Source organism: Sinorhizobium sp. NG07B (genome assembly GCF_002532005.1).
GTDB lineage: Bacteria > Pseudomonadota > Alphaproteobacteria > Rhizobiales > Rhizobiaceae > Sinorhizobium > Sinorhizobium fredii_C.
Window position 1 is genome coordinate 231,776 of sequence record NZ_NWTD01000007.1, and the last position, 20,420, is coordinate 252,195.

18 protein-coding genes are annotated in these 20,420 nt (G+C 64.4%); 11 read left to right on the top strand and 7 right to left on the bottom strand.

Annotated features, from left to right (window positions below; all coding sequences use genetic code 11):
* The first annotated feature begins 3 nt into the window (after positions 1-3).
* Genes CO664_RS22110 through CO664_RS22130 form a run of 5 tightly spaced genes read left to right on the top strand, consistent with a single transcriptional unit; the run spans position 4 to position 6,211 of the window.
* Positions 4-648: a DUF2291 family protein gene (locus tag CO664_RS22110; protein ID WP_097539911.1), complete on the top strand. Its 645-nt coding sequence runs from the start codon at positions 4-6 to the stop codon at positions 646-648.
* Entirely contained in the window at positions 645-2,195 is a 1,551-nt protein-coding gene (locus tag CO664_RS22115) for a sugar ABC transporter ATP-binding protein (protein ID WP_097527452.1), read from the top strand. Before CO664_RS22110 ends, CO664_RS22115 begins: the two co-directional genes overlap by 4 nt.
* Complete coding sequence (locus tag CO664_RS22120) at positions 2,195-3,259, top strand: ABC transporter permease (RefSeq protein ID WP_037415961.1); 1,065 nt, start codon at positions 2,195-2,197, stop codon at positions 3,257-3,259. The genes CO664_RS22115 and CO664_RS22120 overlap by 1 nt, the downstream gene beginning before the upstream one ends.
* Positions 3,260-3,263: 4 nt before the next feature.
* The gene (locus CO664_RS22125) at positions 3,264-4,298 is read left to right on the top strand and encodes a Gfo/Idh/MocA family oxidoreductase (RefSeq protein WP_037415964.1); all 1,035 of its coding nucleotides are present in this window, start codon (positions 3,264-3,266) and stop codon (positions 4,296-4,298) included.
* On the top strand, positions 4,295-6,211 hold the full coding sequence (locus CO664_RS22130; protein ID WP_097539912.1) for a hypothetical protein: 1,917 nt from the start codon (positions 4,295-4,297) through the stop codon (positions 6,209-6,211). Before CO664_RS22125 ends, CO664_RS22130 begins: the two co-directional genes overlap by 4 nt.
* Before the next feature lie 52 nt (positions 6,212-6,263).
* Here CO664_RS22130 and CO664_RS22135 read toward each other — a convergent pair whose 3' ends face one another.
* Positions 6,264-6,977, bottom strand: a complete 714-nt coding sequence (locus CO664_RS22135) for a transcriptional regulator NanR (protein ID WP_037415969.1) — start codon at positions 6,975-6,977, stop codon at positions 6,264-6,266.
* Between the two features lie 165 nt (positions 6,978-7,142).
* Here CO664_RS22135 and oiaX point away from each other — a divergent pair, with 165 nt between their 5' ends.
* The 5 genes from oiaX to CO664_RS22160 all read left to right on the top strand — a co-directional run bounded on the left by oiaX (position 7,143) and on the right by CO664_RS22160 (position 13,126).
* Positions 7,143-8,399, top strand: a complete 1,257-nt coding sequence (oiaX, locus tag CO664_RS22140) for a 3-oxo-isoapionate-4-phosphate decarboxylase OiaX (RefSeq protein WP_097539913.1) — start codon at positions 7,143-7,145, stop codon at positions 8,397-8,399.
* A 28-nt stretch (positions 8,400-8,427) separates the two neighbouring features.
* A complete protein-coding gene (locus CO664_RS22145; RefSeq protein ID WP_097539914.1) occupies positions 8,428-9,765 on the top strand; it encodes a four-carbon acid sugar kinase family protein in 1,338 nt (445 codons plus the stop codon).
* A 197-nt stretch (positions 9,766-9,962) separates the two neighbouring features.
* Positions 9,963-10,790: a transporter substrate-binding domain-containing protein gene (locus CO664_RS22150; protein ID WP_097539915.1), complete on the top strand. Its 828-nt coding sequence runs from the start codon at positions 9,963-9,965 to the stop codon at positions 10,788-10,790.
* Between the two features lie 66 nt (positions 10,791-10,856).
* Positions 10,857-12,137: an FAD-binding oxidoreductase gene (locus CO664_RS22155; RefSeq protein WP_097539916.1), complete on the top strand. Its 1,281-nt coding sequence runs from the start codon at positions 10,857-10,859 to the stop codon at positions 12,135-12,137.
* A gap of 17 nt (positions 12,138-12,154) precedes the next feature.
* On the top strand, positions 12,155-13,126 hold the full coding sequence (locus CO664_RS22160) for an amino acid ABC transporter permease (RefSeq protein WP_050988199.1): 972 nt from the start codon (positions 12,155-12,157) through the stop codon (positions 13,124-13,126).
* A gap of 52 nt (positions 13,127-13,178) precedes the next feature.
* Here the strand turns inward: CO664_RS22160 and CO664_RS22165 are convergent, their stop codons facing one another.
* Together CO664_RS22165 and CO664_RS22170 are read right to left on the bottom strand one after the other, a co-directional pair.
* A complete protein-coding gene (locus CO664_RS22165; RefSeq protein WP_097539917.1) occupies positions 13,179-13,988 on the bottom strand; it encodes a PfkB family carbohydrate kinase in 810 nt (269 codons plus the stop codon).
* A 73-nt stretch (positions 13,989-14,061) separates the two neighbouring features.
* The gene (locus CO664_RS22170) at positions 14,062-15,075 is read right to left on the bottom strand and encodes an SIS domain-containing protein (protein WP_097539918.1); all 1,014 of its coding nucleotides are present in this window, start codon (positions 15,073-15,075) and stop codon (positions 14,062-14,064) included.
* Between the two features lie 210 nt (positions 15,076-15,285).
* Between CO664_RS22170 and CO664_RS22175 the strand changes: the two genes are divergently transcribed.
* A complete protein-coding gene (locus tag CO664_RS22175) occupies positions 15,286-16,017 on the top strand; it encodes a GntR family transcriptional regulator (RefSeq protein ID WP_037416039.1) in 732 nt (243 codons plus the stop codon).
* A 4-nt stretch (positions 16,018-16,021) separates the two neighbouring features.
* Here CO664_RS22175 and CO664_RS22180 read toward each other — a convergent pair whose 3' ends face one another.
* From CO664_RS22180 to CO664_RS30995, 4 genes are all read right to left on the bottom strand, one after another.
* Positions 16,022-16,822: a potassium channel family protein gene (locus CO664_RS22180; RefSeq protein ID WP_097527460.1), complete on the bottom strand. Its 801-nt coding sequence runs from the start codon at positions 16,820-16,822 to the stop codon at positions 16,022-16,024.
* Between the two features lie 66 nt (positions 16,823-16,888).
* Complete coding sequence (locus CO664_RS22185) at positions 16,889-18,250, bottom strand: sigma-54 dependent transcriptional regulator (protein WP_097539919.1); 1,362 nt, start codon at positions 18,248-18,250, stop codon at positions 16,889-16,891.
* Entirely contained in the window at positions 18,247-20,121 is a 1,875-nt protein-coding gene (locus tag CO664_RS22190) for a sensor histidine kinase (protein WP_097539929.1), read from the bottom strand. The genes CO664_RS22185 and CO664_RS22190 overlap by 4 nt, the downstream gene beginning before the upstream one ends.
* Before the next feature lie 80 nt (positions 20,122-20,201).
* Positions 20,202-20,420, bottom strand: a 219-nt coding sequence (locus CO664_RS30995) for a hypothetical protein (protein ID WP_210201050.1), incomplete at its 5' end; no start/stop codon positions are given.

The following is a 20,420-nucleotide window of genomic DNA, read 5'->3' on the forward strand; positions in this document are numbered from 1 at the left end:
TCGATGCCAAGTACAAGGGGCGCGTCCGTCATATTCCTTGCGGTGATGATGGCTCTCGCGGGCTGCAAGATCATCAGGACGCCGACGGCCGAAGAGACGGCGCAATCCGCTTCCGGCGGCTTCGATCCGGATCGGATGGTCGCTGAGATATGGGACAGCAAGGTCGTGCCCTATCTCGACAGGAAAGCGGGGCCGTTCTCGGAGGTCGCCTCGCTCGCGGCAAGCGACGCAGATGCGGCCGGCGCCAAATACGGACATAAGGAGAAGCAGGGAAGCAGCCCCTGGACCTTCGCCGCGCGGCTTTCGGGCACCATCATCAAGGCGGAGACGAAATCGCGCTCGGCCTATGTGGAGGTTGACGCCGATGGCGACGGCAAGGCGGATGCGCGTGTCCAGATCGGTCCGGCGATCCGCGGCACGGCGATCCGCGACAGCCTCGACTTCGTCAACTTCAACGAATTCAAGAACCAGATCGAGTGGGCCCAGTACGGCAAGGCCTTCAACACACATGTGAACGGCCTTGTGCTCGAAAAGCTCACGCGCGATCAGCTCGTCGGCAGGAAGCTCGAGGCGATCGGCGCCTATCCGCAGCCCGCCAAGGGGCAGCTGCCGTTGTTCGTGCCGGCGCAGCTGACGGTGAGTGGATGAGCTTGCACCCGCCCGAGAACGACGATTGCGTTCTGCGCCTCGAGGACGTCACCAAGGTCTATTCCGGTATCGTCGCCGTGCGCCACGCCAACCTGGCGCTCAGGCGCGGGGCGGTGAACGTGCTCGTCGGCGAGAACGGCGCCGGCAAGTCGACGCTGATGCGCATCATCGCCGGCGTCGAAAAGCCGTCGCTCGGCCGCATCCTGCTCGACGGCGAGGAGGTCGAATTCCACTCGCCCGGCGATGCCCAGCGCCACGGCATCGGCATGGTGTTCCAGGAACTTAATCTCTTCGGCAATCTCTCGGTCGCCGAAAACATCTTCGCTACGCGCGAAATCAGGCGCGGCCTGCGTGGCATCGATCATCGTGCCCAGGTCGCGAAAGCCACCGAGTTCCTCGATCGGCTCGATGCGGGCATCGATGCCGAGACGTTCGTCGAAGACCTGCCGATCGGTCAGCAGCAGCTGGTGGAAATCGCCAAGGCGATCTCGCTCGATACCCGTATCCTCATTCTTGACGAGCCGACCTCGGCGCTTTCGGCGGCCGAGGTCGATGTGCTCTTCAAGGTCATCCGCGAATTGAAGGCGCAAGGGGTGGCGATCGTCTATATCTCCCACCGCCTCGAAGAGCTGATGCGGATCGGCGATTACATCACGGTCTTGCGCGATGGCCAGATCACCGGTCATGCCATGGTCAGGGACATCGACACGAAGTGGATCGTCCGCTCGATGATCGGGTCGGACGCGAAGGATTTCGCCAAGTCGGTCGATCACCGCCTCGGTGAAGACGTTTTCCGCGCCGAGGACATCTGCCTGCCGCGCCGCACCGGCGGCCTTGCCGTCGACCATATGTCGATCTCGGTGCGGGCCGGTGAAGTGCTCGGCATCTACGGGCTGATGGGTGCCGGCCGAAGCGAATTCTTCGAATGCGTCATCGGCCAGCATCCGCATTCGACCGGACGCGTCCATGTCGGCGGCGCCGATGTTTCCACATGCGATACTTCCGACCGGATCCGGCGCGGCCTGGCGTTAATCCCGGAGGACCGCCAGCGCGAAGGGCTGGTGCAGGCGCTGTCGATCGCCAGCAATCTGACACTGGCGAGCCTTGAGCGCTTCCTGCGCTTCGGCTTCCATATCGTCGGCGACAAGGAGCGGGCGGCGATCAAGGCGGCCATCGGCGATCTTTCCATCAAGGCGCCCAATCCCGATTTCGAGGTCACGTCGATGTCGGGCGGCAACCAGCAGAAGGTGGTCATCGGCAAGGCGCTGATGACCCGGCCGAAGGTGCTTATGATGGACGAGCCGAGCCGCGGCATCGACGTCGGGGCCAAGGCGGACGTCTTCCGCACCATGCGGCGGCTGGCAGGCGAGGGTCTGGCGATCCTGTTTTCCACCTCCGACCTCGAAGAGGTGATGGCGCTCTCCGACCGCATCGCCGTCATGAGCAATGGACGGCTCGTCACTGTCATCGACCGCGCCGAGGCGACGGAAGAGTTGATCGTGAAGGCTTCGGCCGAAGGCCACAAGACGACAAGGGAACACGCCTGATGACAGCGGCAACGACCACCACCAACGCTGCGGAAGCTCCGAACGGCTCTCTGCTGCTGACGCTAATGAAGCTCAGGACGTTCATCGCGCTCTTCGCGGTGATCGCCTTCTTCTCGGTCTTCGCGCCGAACTTCCTGTCGACCGCCAACCTTATCCTGATGTCAAAGCACGTGGCGCTCAATGCCTTCCTCGCCATGGGCATGACCTTCGTGATCATCACCGGCGGCATCGACCTCTCCGTCGGGTCGATCGTCGGGCTCTGCGGCATGGTGGCCGGCGGGCTGATCCTCAACGGCATCGACCTGCAGTTCGGCTACACGATTTATTTCAATGTCTTCGAGGTGTGTCTGATCACGCTCGCCGTCGGCATCCTGATCGGTGCGATCAACGGCCTGCTGATCACCAAGCTGAACGTCGCGCCGTTCATCGCAACGCTCGGCACGCTTTATGTGGCGCGCGGTTTCGCGCTGCTTTCCTCCGACGGCCAGACCTTCCCGAACCTCGTCGGCAAGCCGGAACTGTCGACGACCGGCTTCGCCTTCTTGGGCTCCGGCCGGCTTCTCGGCCTGCCGGTGTCGATCTGGATCCTCATCGTCGTGGCGCTCGCCGCCGCTTACGTCGCCAAGTACACGCCGATCGGCCGCCACATCTTCGCGGTCGGCGGCAACGAGCGGGCCGCCCGCATGTCCGGCATCCGCGTCGATCGCGTGAAGATATTCGTCTATATGTTCTCCGGCTTCTGCGCGGCGATCGTCGGCCTGGTTATTTCCTCGGAACTGATGGCCTCGCATCCTGCGACAGGCAATTCCTTCGAGCTCAACGCCATCGCCGCAGCCGTTCTTGGCGGCACCTCCATGTCCGGCGGCCGCGGCACGATCGGCGGCACCATCATCGGTGCCTTCGTCATCGGCATCCTGTCCGACGGCCTCGTCATGATGGGCATCTCGTCCTTCTGGCAGATGGTCATCAAGGGCATTGTCATCATCGTCGCGGTCGTGGTGGACCAGGCGCAACGCCGGTTGCAGCAGCAGGTGACGCTGATGCAGCTTGCGAAGAAAGGTTGACTGAATGGCAATTCTGAAGGGCGCCCTGATCGGCTGCGGGTTTTTCGCGGTCAACCAGATGCATGGCTGGCGCGACACCGAGGGGGCGCGGATCGTCGCCATCTGCGACCGCGATCCCGCACGGCTTAGGGCGGTCGGCGAAGAGTTCGGCGTCACGCGGCGCTATACTTCGGCCGAGGATCTGTTTGCCGATGGCGGCTTTGATTTCGTCGATATTGCGACGACCGTCAGAAGCCACCGGCCGCTGGTCGAGATGGCAGCGCTGAACGGCATTCCGACGATCTGCCAAAAGCCGATCGCGCCGACGATGGAAGACGCCAAGGCGATGGTCGCCGCCTGTGCCGCGACGGGCGCGCCTATGATGGTGCACGAGAATTTCCGCTGGCAGTCGCCGATCCGGGCCGCCAGGGCCGCAATCGACAGCGGCGTAATCGGCGAGGTGTTCTGGGGTCGGGTGAGCTTCCGGTCGGCTTATGACGTCTATTCCGGCCAGCCATATCTCGCGACCGGCAAGCGCTTCATCATCGAGGACCTCGGCATCCACGCGCTCGACATCGCGCGCTACCTCTTTGGCGATGCGGCGTCGGTGACTGCCCGCACACGCCGCATCAATCCGAAGATCGTCGGCGAGGACGTCGCGACGATGATGCTCGACCATCGCGGCGGCGTCACGTCGATCGTCGATTGCAGCTACGCCACCAGGCTGCCGGTCGAGCCTTTTCCTGAAACCTTGCTGGAAGTCGACGGCAGCAAGGGGACGCTGCGGCTCTCGCAGGGCTACCGTCTTTCTGTTCATTCGCGCGAGGGGACGAAGGTGACGGATGTCGAGCCGCGCCTTCTCCCCTGGGCCTCGGCGCCCTGGCACAATATCCAGGAGAGCGTCAGCCTGATCCAGCAGCACTTCGTCGACTGCCTGCGCGCCGGCCGCGAACCGGAGACCTCAGGAAGGGACAATCTCAAGACCTTTGCGTTGGTCGAGGCATCTTATCGCAGCGCCGCCAAGGGCAAGACCGTGCCGGTCGAGGATTTCCTCGGATGACGGCTTCCCGCATCTTTCTCCTCTTCGGGACGGAAGAGCCGGAGCCGGTGCCGCGGCGCCTCGAAGCAGGCCGGCTCAGCGCCGAGCTCGTCGGCGGCAATCTGCGCATGATCCGTTTTTCCGGCAAGGAGGTGCTGCGGGCGGTTTCCTTTCTGGTGCGCGACCGGGATTGGGGAACATGCGAGGCTGCAATCACCGAACTGACCGTCGAAGAGGAAGAGGCGGCGACGATCGCCCGATACGATGCCCGGTTCCGGGCGCCCGACGGGGCCGTCCTCGACTGCCGAGCGACGATCGAAGTCTTCCCCGACGCACTCATCTTCGATGCACGCTTCACGCCGGATCGCGATTTCGAAACGGCGCGCGCCGGCTTTGCGATCCTGCATCCGATCGTGGGCGTCGCCGGCCGGGCAGTAACGGTCGAGCATGGCGATGGTTCGGTCGAGCGTTCGGTCTTCCCCGATCTGATCGAGCCCTGGCAGCCGTTCAAGGATATCGCCGCGATTACCTATGAGGTGATGCCCGGCATCGAGGCCGAGTGCCGCATGATCGGCGACGTCTTCGAAATGGAGGACCAGCGCAACTGGACCGACGGCTCCTACAAAACCTATGTGCGGCCGCTGGCGCTTCCCTGGCCCTATGTGCTGAAAGCCGGGGAGACGGTTCACCAGGCCGTTCGGTTATCGATCCGCCAGCTCGATGCCGTTGCGGTGGTCGCTACAAAGCCGGTCCCGATCGAAATTTCGCTGAGGCGCGATCAAGGCAAGTTGCCGGCAATCGGTATCGGGCTTCGACCCGACGAGGCGGGCGATGAGCTTCTCGAAGCCGGACTGATCCGCGTGCTGGGTACGCGGCATCTGATCTGCCATTTCGATCCGGGTGCCGGCCATGGCGCCGCGGCGCTGAGGCACTTCCGGCAGATGGCCGATACATCCGGCGCAGCGGTGACGCTAGAATGCTTCGTTCCTTGCCGACGCCCGTTGGATGACGAGCTGGGCGAGATCGCCCGGATGGTGCGTGACAGTGGACTGAGGCTCGCAAGCCTTGCCGTGTCGCCATCGGTCGACCGCCAATCGACGCCGCCGGGCAGCGCCTGGCCGGAATGCCCGCCGCTCGAAGATGTCTATCAGGCTGCGCAAAGAGCTTTTCCCGGCGTGCCGCTCGGGGGCGGCATGTTCAGCTATTTCACCGAGCTCAACCGCAAGCGCGCGCCGGCCAATCGGCTCGCCTATGTGACACATTGCACCAATCCGATCGTCCACGCTGCCGATGATCTCAGCGTCATGCAGACCTTCGAAGCGCTCCGCGACGTGACGCGCTCGGTGCGGGTGATCTATGGCGACAAGCCCTACCGCATCGGCCCTTCCACCATCGCCATGCGCCAGAACCCTTATGGCAGCCAGACAAAGGACAATCCGTCCGGCAAGCGTATCGCCATGGCCAACCGCGATCCGCGTCACAATGCGCTCTTCGGCGCCGCCTGGACGCTCGCCTATGCGGCGACCGTGGCGGAGGCGGAAGTCGAGGTGCTGACGCTTTCGACGCTTGCCGGTCCGTTTGGGCTGGTGGCCGGGCCGGGCGAGCCGGTCAAGGAGGGCTTCCCGAGGCCGCTGTTCTATGTGTTGCGCTGGCTTGCCGAGCTTTCTGGGGGCGAGGGCATCGCCATCGAGACCTGCGTGGCGGATCGGGTTCTAGGGCTCGGCGCCGAACTCGATGGTACGATCACCTTGCTGCTTGCCAATCTCACCCCCAATCCGCAGACGGTGACGCTCGCCGAGCCGGGGAGGCGGAGACTCCTCCTCTTGGACGAAGGCTGGCTCCGCAACGGCGCAAGAGAGCCTGAGGCGAGGCCGCATGAAAGTGCTGACGTTGTGCTCCCGGCCTATGCGGTCGCCCGGATCGAAATTCTCTAATCGGTTTGCCACTGCGGCAGGCCACAGGGGGTAGAGCGCTCCCAAGCGTAATCTATTTGCCCTTCGGCGCATAAAGCGCCCGCGAACGCTCGAGATGCTTGATCATCGACTGCTCGGCCTCATCAGGCTTGCCGCGCTGGATGCAGTCGATGATCTCCGCATGCTCGGAGAGCGTCACGTTCTCCCTGCCGGTCCAGATCAGCATTTCCGTATGATATTCCTTGAGCCAGCCGAGCATCGCTTCGCTCACGGCACTGAAGATCGGATTGCCGGAGATCTCAGCGATGCGGCCATGGAAGGCCATGTCGGCGGCGATGAAGGAGTCGGAATTGCCAAGCGCGGCGCGCTGGCGCTTTAAGATCTCCTCGAGCGCGGCGACATCGGCCGTCGTAGCGCGGCTTGCGGCCTCGCGCACCATGCCGCGCTCGAAGAAGATTCGCGCGTTCTTCAGGTGCTCGAGCGAGTCCGAGGACGCCGAAAGCATGATCTTGGCGGCGACGTCCACCTGCCTCAGGAGCGATTGCGCCGTCGGCTGCAGCACCCTGGCGCGCTCGCCATGCGAAATCTCAATCAGCCCCATATTGGCAAGCGTCTGCATGGCTTCGCGAATGGCCGGGCGGCCGACCTGAAAACGCTCCATCAGCATCCGCTCCGACGGCATCTCGTCGCCGGGCTGCAATTCGCCGGTTTCGATCAGCGCCTTCAGCCGGGCGAAGACCTCGTCGGAAAGCTTCCTGCGGACGATAGGTTCTGATTGAATCGCCATGTGAACTCCACCGCTATTCTCGCTCGTCCCTCTATATGCACGTTTTCCGTGGCGAGGAAATCTCGCCCTCACCGGCCGCTCACGCGATTTCGCTTGCGCAGCTCAGATACTCATTATACCAGTTGAGGGAACGAGGCCACTGATTTTCATGAGGGGCAAACCGCCGTGATCCGCATCACCTACCGCATCGAGACACCCGGCGACGTCGAGGCGATGGCGGCAAAGATTGCCAGCGATCAGTCGACCGGAACCTTCGTGCCGGTGCCGGGGGAAACCGAGGAGCTGAAGGCGCGCGTCGCGGCTCGGGTCGTCGCCATCAGGCATCTGGAGCCGGCCGACCGGCCCGCCTGGCCGGAGGAGGGCGGCGGGGCACAGCGTTTCAACCGGGCCGAGGCGGAGATCGCCTTTCCGCTCGATGCGATCGGCACGGATCTCGCCGCGCTCATGACAATCGCGATCGGCGGCGTCTATTCGATCAAGGGGATGACCGGCATCCGCGTCGTCGACCTGAAACTGCCGCCGGAATTTGCTGCCGCCCATCCCGGGCCGCAGTTCGGCGTCGCCGGCAGCCGCCGGCTGACCGGCGTTGACAAGCGCCCGATCATCGGCACCATCGTCAAGCCCGCCTTGGGTCTCAGGCCGGAGGAGACGGCGGAGCTGGTGGGCGACCTCGTGTCCTCCGGCGTCGATTTCGTCAAGGACGACGAGAAGCTGATGAGCCCGGCCTATTCGCCGCTGAAGGAGCGGGTCGCCGCGATCATGCCGCGGATTCTCGACCACGAGCAGAAGACCGGCAAGAAGGTGATGTACGCCTTCGGCATCTCGCACGCCGATCCGGACGAGATGATGCGCAATCACGACCTCGTCGTTCAGGCGGGCGGCAATGCCGGCGTCGTCAACATCAATTCAATCGGCATGGGTGGCGTCGCGTTTCTGCGCAAGCGCTCGGGGATCGTTCTGCATGCGCACCGGAACGGCTGGGATATTCTCACCCGCCATGGCGGCCTCGGCATGGAATTCTCCGTCTGGCAGCAGTTCTGGCGGCTGATCGGCGTCGACCAGTTCCAGATCAACGGCATCCGCGTCAAGTATTGGGAGCCGGACGAGAGCTTCGTCAAATCGTTCAAGGCGGTCAGCACGCCGCTCTTTTCCGAACGCGACTGCCCGCTGCCGGTCGTCGGCTCCGGCCAGTGGGGCGGCCAGGCGCCTGAGACCTATGCCCGTACCGGCGGCTCGACCGATCTGCTTTATCTCTGCGGCGGCGGCATCGTCAGCCATCCGGGCGGCGCCGGCGCCGGCGTCAGGGCGGTGCGCCAGGCCTGGGAGGCGGCGGTCGCCGGTATCCCGCTAGCCGACTATGCCAAAGACCATCCGGAACTCGCGCAGTCCCTCGAAAAATTTTCCGGCGGCAAGGGCGCCTGAACACATCGATGATCCACGGAGGGCGCGCATGCAGACACCATTGCTGAGCTACTACGGCGACGACCTGACCGGCTCCACCGACGTCATGGAGGCGCTCTCCTCGCATGGCGTCGAAACGGCCCTGTTCCTCAAGATCCCGGAGGCGGCGCTGCTCGAACGTTTCGCCCATTGCCGTGCTTTCGGCCTTGCCGGCACCAGCCGCAGCCAGACACCGGATTGGATGGCAGAGCATCTCCCTTCGGCCTTCGCCTGGCTGAAGTCGCTTCAGGCGCAGATCGCCCATTACAAGGTCTGCTCGACCTTCGATTCCAGCCCGGCGGTCGGCAATATCGGCAAGGCGATCGAGATCGGCCGCGAAATTTTCGGCAGGGCGCCGGTGCCGCTGGTGCTCGGCGCTCCTGAGATCCGTCGCTACACGAGCTTCGGCAATCTCTTTGCCGCCTTTCGCGGCGAGACCTATCGTATCGACCGTCACCCGGTGATGAGCCGGCATCCGGTGACGCCCATGGACGAGGCAGACATCCGCCTGCACCTCTCCCGCCAGACGTCGCTGAAGACGGGGCTGGTCGACATCGCCCAGCTCGCCTCCTCCAACGCCGACGCCGCCGCGGATTTCGCCTTTGCCGAGGGAAACGACATCGTCCTCCTCGATGTCGCGGGCGCCGAGAGCCAGGCCGCCGTCGGGCGGCAGCTCTGGCGCAAGCGCTGTGCCGGCGGCCAGTTCGCCTGCGGCTCCTCGGGTGTGGAATATGCGCTCGTCCGCGAGTGGCAGAGGCTGGGGCTCATCGGCGAAGCGCCGGTCTTCACGGCTCCCGGTCCCGTCGACCGGATTGCCGTGGTCTCCGGCAGCGTCTCGCCGACCACCGAGCGCCAGATCCGCCATGCTCTTCAGAACGGGTTTGACGGCATCGGCGTCGATCCGCTCGTGCTGGTCGCGGCCGACAGCGGCGCTGCGCTCGAGGAGGCGATAGCGCGCGGCCTGAGGGTTCTGCAGGAGGGGCGGAGTGTTATATTCTACACGGCGCTCGGGCCTTCGAGTGATCGCGGCAATGCCATCGGCCTGGAGGACGGCTCGCGCCACCGGATCGGCGAGCGGCTCGGCCTGCTCCTCAAGGAACTGGTGAAACGGGCGGGCCTTCGCCGCGCCGTCATCGCCGGCGGCGACACCTCGAGCCACGCGCTGGGCCAGCTTTCGGTGGACGCGCTGACCTTGCGCCTGCCGCTGCCGCAGTCGCCCGGTTCGCCGCTCTGCACCGCCCACAGCGGCGACCTGTCGATCGACGACATTGAGGTGGCGCTGAAAGGCGGCCAGGTGGGCCTGGACGACTATTTCGCGATGATCCGGGACGGGCCGCCAGCGTCGTAAGGGCCACTTTCAGGCACAGGCGTCTGCCGCGCATCCCCGTCCTGCCATCACCAATACGCATGGTTTCATCACTTCGTTTCATGAGTAGAGGCAGCCATTCGGCCTTGACAGCCGATCTCTGGCTCCTGCAAATTCAGTTGTCAGACATCTTACATAAACGGGAACTTTCGACTGATCGATTTGTACAGGAGGATTGCGTGAGAAAACTGTTTGCCAAGCTCGCCATCGGCGCTGCCGCATGGGCCTTCGTGACCACCGCCGAGGCGGGCGAAACGCTCGACCGGGTCATGGACAAGAAGGCCATGGTCGTTGCCACCAACAGCGGCTGGCCACCCCAGAGCTATCTCGACGACAATAACGAGATGGTCGGCTTCGACATCGACGTTTCGAAGGAGATCGCCAAGCGGCTCGGCGTCGAAATCAGCTTCGAGACGCCCGACTGGGCAACGCTGACCGGCGGCCGCTGGCAGGGTCGCTACGATCTCGGCGTCGGTTCCGTCACCCCGACCAAGGCGCGCGCCCAGGTGATCGACTTCGCCGGCATCTATTACTACAGCCCCTATGTCTATGTTCTTCACAAGGATAGCCAGGCGAAGTCCGTTGCCGATCTGAACGGCAAGATCATCGGCGTCGAGACGGCCACCACCTCGGAGGACTTCATTCGCCGCCAGCTTGAAATCGACGCACCCGGCCTGCCGCCGGTCGAGTACAAGCTCGAGCCGGGCGAGATCCGCACCTTTGCCGATTCCATGCTGCCCTTCGACGATCTGCGCCTCGGCAACGGCGTGCGGCTCGACGCCGTCATCGCGCCGGAACAGACCGCCATGAACGCCATCAAGAACGGCTATCCGCTTCGCGTTCTCGATGGCGAATACGCCTTCAGGGAACCGCTGGTGGTGATTGCCGAGAAGGTCGATCCGGACTGGACCAGGAAGATCGGTGAGATCCTCGCCGAGATGAAGAAGGATGGCACGCTCGCAACGCTCACCACCAAATGGTACGGCAAGGACTATAGCGCCGACTGATCCTTATCTGCGGGCGGCGGCCAAACCGCCCGCAGCCCTGTCCATGTGAGCGATCCGCGGGTGACCATGTCCTATCCCGATACCTATTACCGAAAGACGATGACCGATGCGAAGGTCAGACCAGTTCTGTCCGAAGCGGTGGAATGCGACACCGTCATCATCGGCGGTGGCCTTGCTGGTCTGACAACGGCGCTGCAACTCGCTCGCGCCGGCCAATCGGTGATCGTGCTCGAGGCCGAATGCATCGGCTTCGGCGCCTCAGGCCGAAACGGCGGCTTCGTCAGCCCGGGTTTTGCCACCGGCAGCGCCGAGATCGCCAGGCGGGCAGGAGCCGAAGCAGCCCGGCAGTTGCATCACCTGTCGATCGAGGGGGTCGATTTCGTCCGGGATACGATCGAGCAGCTGAAGATCGACGGCGCCCGTCCGCAGCCTGGCCTCGTCAGCGTGCTGCGCTATGACGATGGCATGAGCCTGAAAGCGCATGCGGACGAGATGAAGCGCGCCTATGGCTACACGCTCGACTATCTCGACACCGACCAAGTGCGTTCGGTCCTGAAGTCGAAGCGCTACTTCCACGGCCTCAGGGACGGACGCGCCTTTCACATGCACCCGTTGAACTATCTCCGCGGCATCGCGGACGAGGTCGAGCGCCTCGGCGGGCGGATCTACGAGCGGTCGGCCGCAATAGCGACGGCTCTCGGCGCGGCCGAGAAAACCGTCCAGACGATTCGCGGCAAGGTCAAGGCCCGTCAGGTCGTCTTCACCACCGGAGGCTATAGCGGCCGGCTGCATGGCCCGCTGAAACGCGCCTTCCTGCCGATCGCCACCTATGTGATGCTGAGCGAGGAAGCGCCGGAGCTCATCCGCACGGCGATCGCCACCGACGACGCGGTCGGCGACAACCGCCGGGCCGGCGACTATTACCGGCTGGTCGACGGCGGCAAGCGGCTGTTGTGGGGCGGACGGATCACCACAAGGGCGGCTTCGCCGGCGGCGCTCGCCCGGGAGTTGCGATGCGAGATGGTCGGAACCTATCCGCAACTGAAAGAACTGAAGACCGAGCTCGCCTGGTCCGGCCTCATGTCCTATGCCCGCCATCTGATGCCACAGATCGGCGAGATGCAGCCGGGCGTATGGCACTGCACCGCCTTCGGCGGCCACGGACTCAACACGACGGCGATCGGCGGGAAGCTCGTTGCGGAGGCGATCCTCGGCCAGTCCGACCGTTACAAGCTCTTCAAGTCCTTCGGGCTCGTCTGGGCCGGCGGCTATGCCGGCCTTGCCGTGGCGCAGCTCACCTACTGGAAATTGCAAGCCCAGGACTGGTGGCGCGAGCGCGCTGCCTGAACGCCGGAGAGGTTTCGATGATTGGTCGCTTGGTACTGACTTACCCGGACGCGGCGCGGCGCACCGGCCTTCTGCTGATGCTGGCGCTCGTCACGCTCGGCATCTACGGCCTCGGCATCAGTCCGACCTGGATCGGGCATCTGCTGCCGGCCGCTTCCGACTGGCTCGCCGCCCATCCCGCGCTCGGGCAATTCCTCAGCGCATCGATGATTGCCCTCACGGCGGCAGTGAACTGGAAGGCGCTGCGCCAGCTGCCGCGCCACTGGCAGGTGGTTGGGGTCTGGCTTGAGCTCTTCGCGCTGCTGATGCTGTTCTTCTATTCTTTCGACCTGTCCTTCGCCTTCATCGCCAAGAAGATCGGCTTCCTGGTCTCGCAGGGCGTCGTCACGACGCTCTACATATCGGTGATCTCGATCGCCGTCGCCACCGTCATCGCGCTGGCCGGGGCGATAGCGAAACTGTCGAAGAATGGCGTCATCTACGGTTTTGCGACCTTCTATACCTCGCTGTTTCGCGGCCTGCCGCTGTTAATGCAGATCTATATCATCTATCTCGGCCTGCCTCAGGTCGGCTACGTCATCAGTGCGGTGCCTGCCGGTATTCTCGCCCTTTCGCTCTGCTACGGCGCCTATATGACCGAGATTTTCCGGGCCGGCATCGAGAGCATCCCGCGCGGCCAGACCGAGGGCGCGACGGCGCTGGGGCTCAGTCCCGCCCAGACCATGGGGCTGGTGATCCTGCCGCAGGCAATGCGCGTCATCATCCCGCCGACCGGCAACCAATTCATCGCCATGCTGAAGGATTCCTCGCTCGTATCGGTCGTCGGGGTCTGGGAGCTGATGTATCTTGCCCGCACCCAGGGACAGACGGAGTTCCGTCATATCGAGATGCTGATCACCGCCTCGATGATCTACTGGCTTCTCTCGGTCTGCCTGGAATATCTCCAATCCCGCATCGAAGCCCGGTTCGGCCGCTTCGATGTTCGCTGATACGTATGCCGCGGGCCCCTTCAGGCGGGCGGGAATAGATTAGGCTTGGAACTCAGAGCGGCTGCGGCTGCGGAAAGCCGCCGATATGGGTGCAGGTGAGGGAGGCGAGGTCGCGTCCGGCCTGCAGGCATTCTGCAAGGCACCGGCCTTCCATTCGGGCGGCAATGAAGCCGGCGATGAAACTGTCGCCGGCGCCCGTCGTGTCGACGACCTCGACGGGACGGATGCCGGCCGAGGCTTGCTCCCTGCCGTCGCTCGCAAGCGAGCCGCGGCCACCGCGCGTAACGACGGCAACGCGGGCGCCGCGTGCCAGGAGATCGGCGGCGAGGCGCTCGGCCGCGGCGTCGTCTTCGCCGGCTGACCCGAAGGCGATCGACAGCCCCGCGACCCCGAGGTCAGCGGCCGAGGCGTTGACGGAGACGTCCTGCGAGACGTTGACCCCGGCCGCCGCGAGGGCGCGGCGCAGCGCGCCGCCATCGTCGAGCCAGCCGATATGGACATGATCCATGGTCTTCAGGATTTCCAGCTCGGTCGGATCCGGGCGATAGCCGGCACAGACCCCAAAGTCCTCGTGAACGAAGATCCGGTCGCCGGCCGGCGTGACGTCGATTTCCGTATAGGCGGTATTGCCGTCGCGTTCCTGCAGGTGGTCCAGCCTCACCCCATGTTCCTCGAGCAGGCGGCGCACCTTTGCGCCGTCGCCATCACGGCCGACGGCGCCGAAATAGAAGGACTGATGACCGAGCCGCGCGAGCTGCACGGCAACATTGACCGCATTGCCGCCGACATAGGACCGGGACAGCGGCGGGTGAAAGCGATCGATGCAGTTGTCGCCGACGGCGGCAAGGCGGAAGGAGGTCATGAGTGTCCCTAAGATTCACGCAAGGGGCGTGCGAGTACTGTTGCAGGCGCGACCCCTCGTGCCGCTTGCCCGCTCAATAGGCAACGCGTTTGTAGTAGCGCCGCGTGGTCAGCGGATGGTTGCGCAGGACTTCGAGATGGGCGCTGATCCGTTCGAGCACCGTGGCAAGGACGATCGGCGAGACGAGACCGCGCACCTCCGGCGAAATGCCGGGCAGGTCGAATTGCGCCGTATCGAGTACCGTCAGCTTGTCGGTGTAGCCCGGCGCGAATTTCTCGACGCGGTCGGCGAGCGGCCGCAGGCTGTCCTCGCCCTTGAAGAGAATGACGCTGACGCCCTTCTCGACGAGTTCCAGTGTGCCATGGAAGAAGTCCGAGGCATGCACCGGACGGGTGCGGATCCACTGCATCTCTTCGAGGATGCACATGCCGTAATAGAAGGCCTCGGGCCAGACGTTCCCCGCGCCGGTGACGATGTGATAGTCCGATCCGGCGAGGATCCTGGCAAAGGCCTCCGCCATGTCCTCGTAGCTGCGCTTCACCCCGAGGAGCAACTGCGGGAGTTGTTGCAGTTCCGCGACGATCTCATCGTAATTGTCGATCTCGCCGCGGTGGCGCAGGATCGAAAGCGCAATGAAGAGCGATTGCAGATAGAAGGATTCGCAGGACGTGTCGTCCTCGGCGAAATTGACGAAGGCATGGTCGCCGCCTTTGCCGAGCGGCGTCTCCTCGTGGCCGACGAGCGTCAACACCGTGGCGCCGATCTCCTTCACCTTGGCGAGCAGCGCCACGCTTTCCTTGGTCGTGCCGGAGAGGGAGGGGATCACGACGATCGATTTTTTCGTCAGGTTGGCCGAGCCGGTGACCACCAACTCTGCGGCAAGATCGCTGAAGACCGGGAAGCGCGATTTTCGCTGCAGCAATTGCACCGCCGGCTGCATCAAGATGGCTGCGCCGCCGGTACCCAGAAAGAAGATATTCTCGGCGCCCTTGTTGAAGCAGGACCCGATGACCGCGTCGAGGCGCGGCCCGAGGGCGGCGGCGCCGGACTGGATGCGAAGAAATCTCTGTTCGTCGAAATTCAGCATGGTTCTCTCTCGATATAACAACAATGGCAGCGCGTTTATTGTTGTAAGACAACTGACAACATCGGGAGCTTGTGTCAAGTGGGCTGGCTTGACTGAGCAAAGCGGATCGTCCTGGCTGGCGCCACCCTTTCTGGCTGCGATCGCTTGACCTTGACCACGCCGAATTTGTCAGACAAGAAAGGTCTGGTCTACGGCGCTTTGGAGAGAGAATTGGACGAGCCGCTTCGCGATACGCGCACATTGGTGATCCAGCTTCGCGACCGCATCGCCGATTTGATCCGCGACGAGGCGCTGAAGCCCGGCGACAAATTGCCGACCGAGGCGCAGCTGACGCAGCGCTTCAAGATCTCGCGGCCGGCGCTGCGGGAAGCCCTGAAACTGCTCGAACAGGATGGGGTCATCTATGTGGAGCATGGGCGCGGCCGGTTCGTTTCGGCCATGTCGGCCGTCCAGGTGGACAGGCCGATCACGGTATTCGAGAGCGTCACCGACATGACGCGGCACTACGGTTATCAGACCCTCAACAAGGTGCTTTCGATCGCCGAAGAAATCCCCGACGCGCTGATCGCGAAACAGCTGAAGCTGGGTGAGGGTGAGCGCGTCGTCCGCCTCGAAAGGCTGCGGCTGCAGAAGGACGAACCGATCCTCTATTGCGTCGATTACATCCCGCGCGGCATCATCCCGAACCGTCTCTACGACATCGACTGGACCGGCTCGCTGCTCGACCTGCTCGATCGCTACCGGCACCGGCCGCGCATGTCGTCGGCGACCGTCTCCGCGGTGATGCTGCCTGCGGAGGTGATCGAACGGCACGATCTCAGGGACTTCGGGCCGGCGCTGCTCATTCGCGAGACCTGCTTCAGCACGGCCGGCGCGCCCGTCATCCACGCCATCGACTATCACCGCGGCAGCCATTTCACCTTCAGCTTCGCGCGCAAATAGGCTCTCAATCACCCTCGTCGGGGATATTGAGCAGGTGGCCGCAGGCCTTGCAATGCACGGCGTCGAGGTCGTGCCGCTGCAGCCCGCATTGCGGGCAAGGGAAGTTCACCTTGTGCGGCCGAACCACCGCCTGGGCGAGCCGGACGAAGAGCGAGATGCCGATGATCATCGTCACGACGGAGGTGAGCTTGCCCAATGTGCCGGGCAGCGTAATGTCGCCAAAGCCGGTGGTGGTGACCGTCGCGACGGTGAAGTAGAGCGCGTCGACGAAGCCTTCGCCGCCCTCCTGCGCGTAGAAGAAGGTGGTGTAGACGAAGCCCGTCATCATGAACAGGAAGACGAGAAAGTTCAGGCAGGCGCGCACCACGTCCTGAAGATGCGCGCCGCCGATGCGCCGCAAGCCTTCGCGCAGCAGCGGGCTTCTCCCGATCGCCCAGATCCGCATGGCTCTCAGGAATGCGAAATTGAACAGGAGGTCCGGGAACAGAAGGGTGGCGAGGATGACCAGGTCGATCCAAGTCATCGGCCTTCTGAGAAAGACACGCAGCGACGGAGCCGAAAGCGCGCGCGCCAGCAGTTCGGCGCCGATCCAGGCGGCGATTGTGTAGTCGATGATGAGATAGGTGGGGCCTTCCCGGAGATAGGGGCCCAAGATGAAGAAGGCGAGGATGCTGAGATCGATGAAAGCGAGCAGCGCTTGCCACCGCAGCGCCGACGGATCGCGGCCGCGTTCAATGCGCTGCAATGCGATCCGAAACGATCGGACATTGGTGGAGGCGGATCGCCTGCGCTCGGTCATATCCATGGGCTGGAGATAGGCTCGGGACGTTCGTCGTCAAGCACTTGCGGACCCCGACGGCCTTGGTCGCTCTCAAGATTCCTCGGCCGCCCGCCCGATATAATCCGCCCGGTTGATCCCGTGGCGCTGCAGCTTGTCGTAAAAGGTCTTGCGCGGGATGCCGAGCGCCAGCAGGGTTTCCCTGACATCGCCGCGATGGGCGGTCAGCGCCTCTTTCAAAATATCGGCCTCGTAGCGCTCCAGCCGCTCGGGCAGGGTACCGTTGGTCGGCACCGGCGGGGCGGCGGGCTTGCCCGGATTGGCCTCGACCCCGAGTGCCACACGTTCGGCGAAGTGCGAGAGTTCGCGCACATTGCCCGGCCAGGCATGCGTCATCAGATGGTCGCGAACCGTAGCGGAGATCTCCGGCGCCTCCCGTCCGAAACGCTCCGAGGCGCGTTTCAGGAAATGCGAGAAGAGCAGCGGGATGTCCTCGCGGCGTTCGCGCAGCGGCGGAATCGACAGCGTCACGACGTTGAGGCGGTAGTAGAGATCCTCGCGGAAATCGCCGCGTTCGGCCGGGTCGCCGAGGTCGATCTTGGCCGCCGCGACGACGCGGATATCGACCGGGCGAACAATATTGGTGCCGAGCGGCGTGATCTCGCGGGCTTCGAGCACGCGCAGCATCTTCACCTGCGTTGCTGGCGGCATCGCCTCGATCTCGTCGAGGAACAGCGTTCCACCGCTCGCATGCTCGATCCGGCCGATGCGCTTCTTGACGGCACCGGTGAAGGCGCCGGGCTCGTGACCGAAGAGCTCGCTCTCGATCACCGTCTCGGGCAGTGCACCGCAATTCAGCGCGACGAAATTGCCGCTCCGGCGCCGGCTCCACTGGTGCAGAAGCGTCGCGACGACCTCCTTGCCGCTGCCGGTTTCGCCGGCTACCAGCACGTCGACATCCGTGTCGGCAATATGCCTCAGCGTCTGGCGCAGCCGTTCCATCACCGGCGTTTGGCCGATCAGCGGCAGGCTTTCCGACGCCGCTTCCGCTGCCTGGCGAAGGGCGCGGTTCTCCATCACCAGGCGGCGCTTCTCTTCAGCCCGCCGGGCGCTCTGCACGAGCCGGTCGGCGGCAAAGGGCTTGGCGATGAAGTCATAGACTCCGTCCTGGATGGCCTGGACCGCCATCGGTATGTCGCCATGGCCGGTCACCAGGATCACCGGAAGATCGGCGTCGAGCTCGGCGATCCGCCGGAAGAATGCGAGCCCGTCCATGCCCGGCATGCGAATATCGCTGACGACGACGCCCTCGAAACCGGGGTCGAGTTTTGCGAGTGCCTCGGCCGCGCTGGGGAAGGGCGATACAGCGAAGCCGGCAAGTTCCAGGGTCTGCTGCATCGCCTTGCGCAGGTCGCGATCGTCATCGACCAGGAATACGGAGGGTGCGCGGTTCATGGCGCGTCGGCCTTCATCAGTTGCACGGTGAATGTCGTTCCGGACGGGCTGCTGTCGACCTCGATCGTGCCGCCATAGTCGTTCACGATCTCCTTGGAGATTGCGAGACCGAGGCCGAGCCCTTCCTCCTTCGAGGTATTGAAGGGGGTGAAGAGCTCGTCCAGGATTTCGCGCGGGATGCCCGGTCCGTTGTCGGCGACGGTGAGGGCGATGCCGGCCGCGGTCTCCTCGCAACTCACCCGGATCAGCGCGTCGGGGCGATCGCCGATCGCTTCCAGCGCATTCTGCAGCAGGTTGATCAGCACCTGTTCCAGCCGGATGCGATTGCCGTGCGCCTTGAGGCCATCCGGCGGCAGCTCGATGCGGATCGCGTCCATGCGGCCGGCAAAGCGGCTGCGTAAGAGCAGAAGCGCGCCCTCGACGACATCCTTCATCGGCGTCGGTTCGGCGGCGAAATGGCCCTTGCGGGCGAAGCGCCGCAACTCGTCGGTGATCGCGCCGACGCGTTCGGTAAGCTCGGCGATGGTCTCCATGTTCTCGGCGGCGATCGCGCTCTGGCCGCGGTCGAGGAAGGCGCGGGCATTGTCGGCATAGGCGCGGATGGTCGCAACCGGCTGGTTGATTTCGTGGGCGACGCCGGCGGCGACCTGTCCGAGGATCGCCAGCCGGTTGGCCTGCACCAGATCCTGCTGGACCGCCTGCAGCTTCTCGGCCGTCTGCCGGTGGTCGGCGATCTCGGTTTCAAGGCGGTCGCGGGCCCTGCTGAGGTCACGTGTGCGCGCCTCGACTTTTTCTTCCAGCTCGGTGCGCGCCAGCCGCTCCGTGGCCGATCGCATCACCACCACCTGCCGCCGCCGCAGCAGAAATGCGGCCATCGCCAGGAGCGGCATCAATGCGGCAAGCATGAGGAGCCGCATCTCCCGCGCCCCGGCCGCCAGCGCCACCTTCAGCGGCGACAGTTGCTCAAGCCGCCAGGCGGTGGATGGCACCGGCGTCTCGACGCGCAGGAAGGCCTCGGTGCCGTCGCCGGGCAGCAGCGCCTCCAACGTCGAGGAGCCGTCCGGCCGGCCCTCTGTCCGATGAAAAGGCAGCGGCAGTAGCGGCGCGTCGCCGAACTGCAGGCTTTCGCGGATGTCGGCAAGCCGGTCGTCGGGGATCGGCCGCGTCGTCATGAAGCGCCAGGAGGGCAGGCTGGTGATCAGCACGATGCCGCGCCGGTCGGTGACATAGGTCGGCTTGTCCGTCACCCGCCAATCGGCCTCGACCCCATCGAATTCGAGCTTGGCGACGATGACACCGAGTGGGCCGCCCGGCCCGTCGACGCGGTGCGAGATGTAGAGGCCAGGCCGCCGGCTCACCGTTCCCATGGCGAAATGTTCGCCCTTGCCGTCGCGCATCGCCAGGCGGAAATAGTCGCGGAAGGCATAGTCGTTGCCGACAAAACTCGTCGGCTCCCGCCAGTTGCTGGCGGCGACGGCGACGCCGTCGCGGCCGATCAGATAGACGACCGCCGCCTCGGCGCTTGCCGCAAGGCTTTCGAGCTTGCGATTGATCGGCTCCACCGACTGCGGGCTCGGCGAGGTCAGCGCCTGGCGAATGGCGGTATCGTCGGAAAGAACGAGCGGCAGGGCCCGTTGCCGCTCGACCACCGCCCGTAACAGCGAGGCTTTCAGGCTGGCATCGAGCCGGCTCTGTTCGGCAAGCTCGGCGAGCGCCTGCGACCGTCCATATGCCCCGGCCAGGAGGAGGCCCGCGACCAGAAGAGTGAGCGCCACGGCCGCAAACAGCAGCCATGATTGCCGCGACCGGCGGCGGAGCGCGCCCAAATCGTCCGTGCCTGGCGGGTATTTGATCATAGCGATATTGTGCATGTTTTCGCCCGGCGTGCCAGCCGGTTTGTGCGGAAATCCGCACAGGCCGATTGCCGGTTCTTCACTCTCTCCAGAAAACATCAAATGTTTTCAAGCCTGTGCAGAGCCAGCAACAAACTGGCACGCCCGTTGCAAACAAGCTCCACAAGGCAGCCGCTGCTGTCGATCTTCGGAAGAGTGGCCCGGGAGGCCCGGCGCGTTGCCGGACTGGGCGCGTCCCAAGTGGAGGATATCACATGATCATCGAGCATTCCGCGGAGGTCCGCGGCAAGACACCCTTTTACCGCCATCTCTATGTC

Bases quoted from the DNA above. Each gene is read 5' to 3' on its own strand.
- CO664_RS22160 (WP_050988199.1), top strand. From the start codon at position 12,155: ATGATTGGTCGCTTGGTACTGACTTACCCGGACGCGGCGCGGCGCACC.
- CO664_RS22115 (WP_097527452.1), top strand. From the start codon at position 645: ATGAGCTTGCACCCGCCCGAGAACGACGATTGCGTTCTGCGCCTCGAG.
- CO664_RS22170 (WP_097539918.1), bottom strand. From the start codon at position 15,075: ATGCTGAATTTCGACGAACAGAGATTTCTTCGCATCCAGTCCGGCGCC.
- CO664_RS22135 (WP_037415969.1), bottom strand. From the start codon at position 6,977: ATGGCGATTCAATCAGAACCTATCGTCCGCAGGAAGCTTTCCGACGAG.
- CO664_RS22180 (WP_097527460.1), bottom strand. From the start codon at position 16,822: ATGGATATGACCGAGCGCAGGCGATCCGCCTCCACCAATGTCCGATCG.
- CO664_RS22185 (WP_097539919.1), bottom strand. From the start codon at position 18,250: ATGAACCGCGCACCCTCCGTATTCCTGGTCGATGACGATCGCGACCTG.
- CO664_RS22155 (WP_097539916.1), top strand. From the start codon at position 10,857: ATGTCCTATCCCGATACCTATTACCGAAAGACGATGACCGATGCGAAG.
- CO664_RS22130 (WP_097539912.1), top strand. From the start codon at position 4,295: ATGACGGCTTCCCGCATCTTTCTCCTCTTCGGGACGGAAGAGCCGGAG.
- CO664_RS22120 (WP_037415961.1), top strand. From the start codon at position 2,195: ATGACAGCGGCAACGACCACCACCAACGCTGCGGAAGCTCCGAACGGC.
- CO664_RS22125 (WP_037415964.1), top strand. From the start codon at position 3,264: ATGGCAATTCTGAAGGGCGCCCTGATCGGCTGCGGGTTTTTCGCGGTC.
- CO664_RS22190 (WP_097539929.1), bottom strand. From the start codon at position 20,121: ATGCACAATATCGCTATGATCAAATACCCGCCAGGCACGGACGATTTG.
- CO664_RS22110 (WP_097539911.1), top strand. From the start codon at position 4: ATGCCAAGTACAAGGGGCGCGTCCGTCATATTCCTTGCGGTGATGATG.
- CO664_RS22165 (WP_097539917.1), bottom strand. From the start codon at position 13,988: ATGACCTCCTTCCGCCTTGCCGCCGTCGGCGACAACTGCATCGATCGC.
- CO664_RS22145 (WP_097539914.1), top strand. From the start codon at position 8,428: ATGCAGACACCATTGCTGAGCTACTACGGCGACGACCTGACCGGCTCC.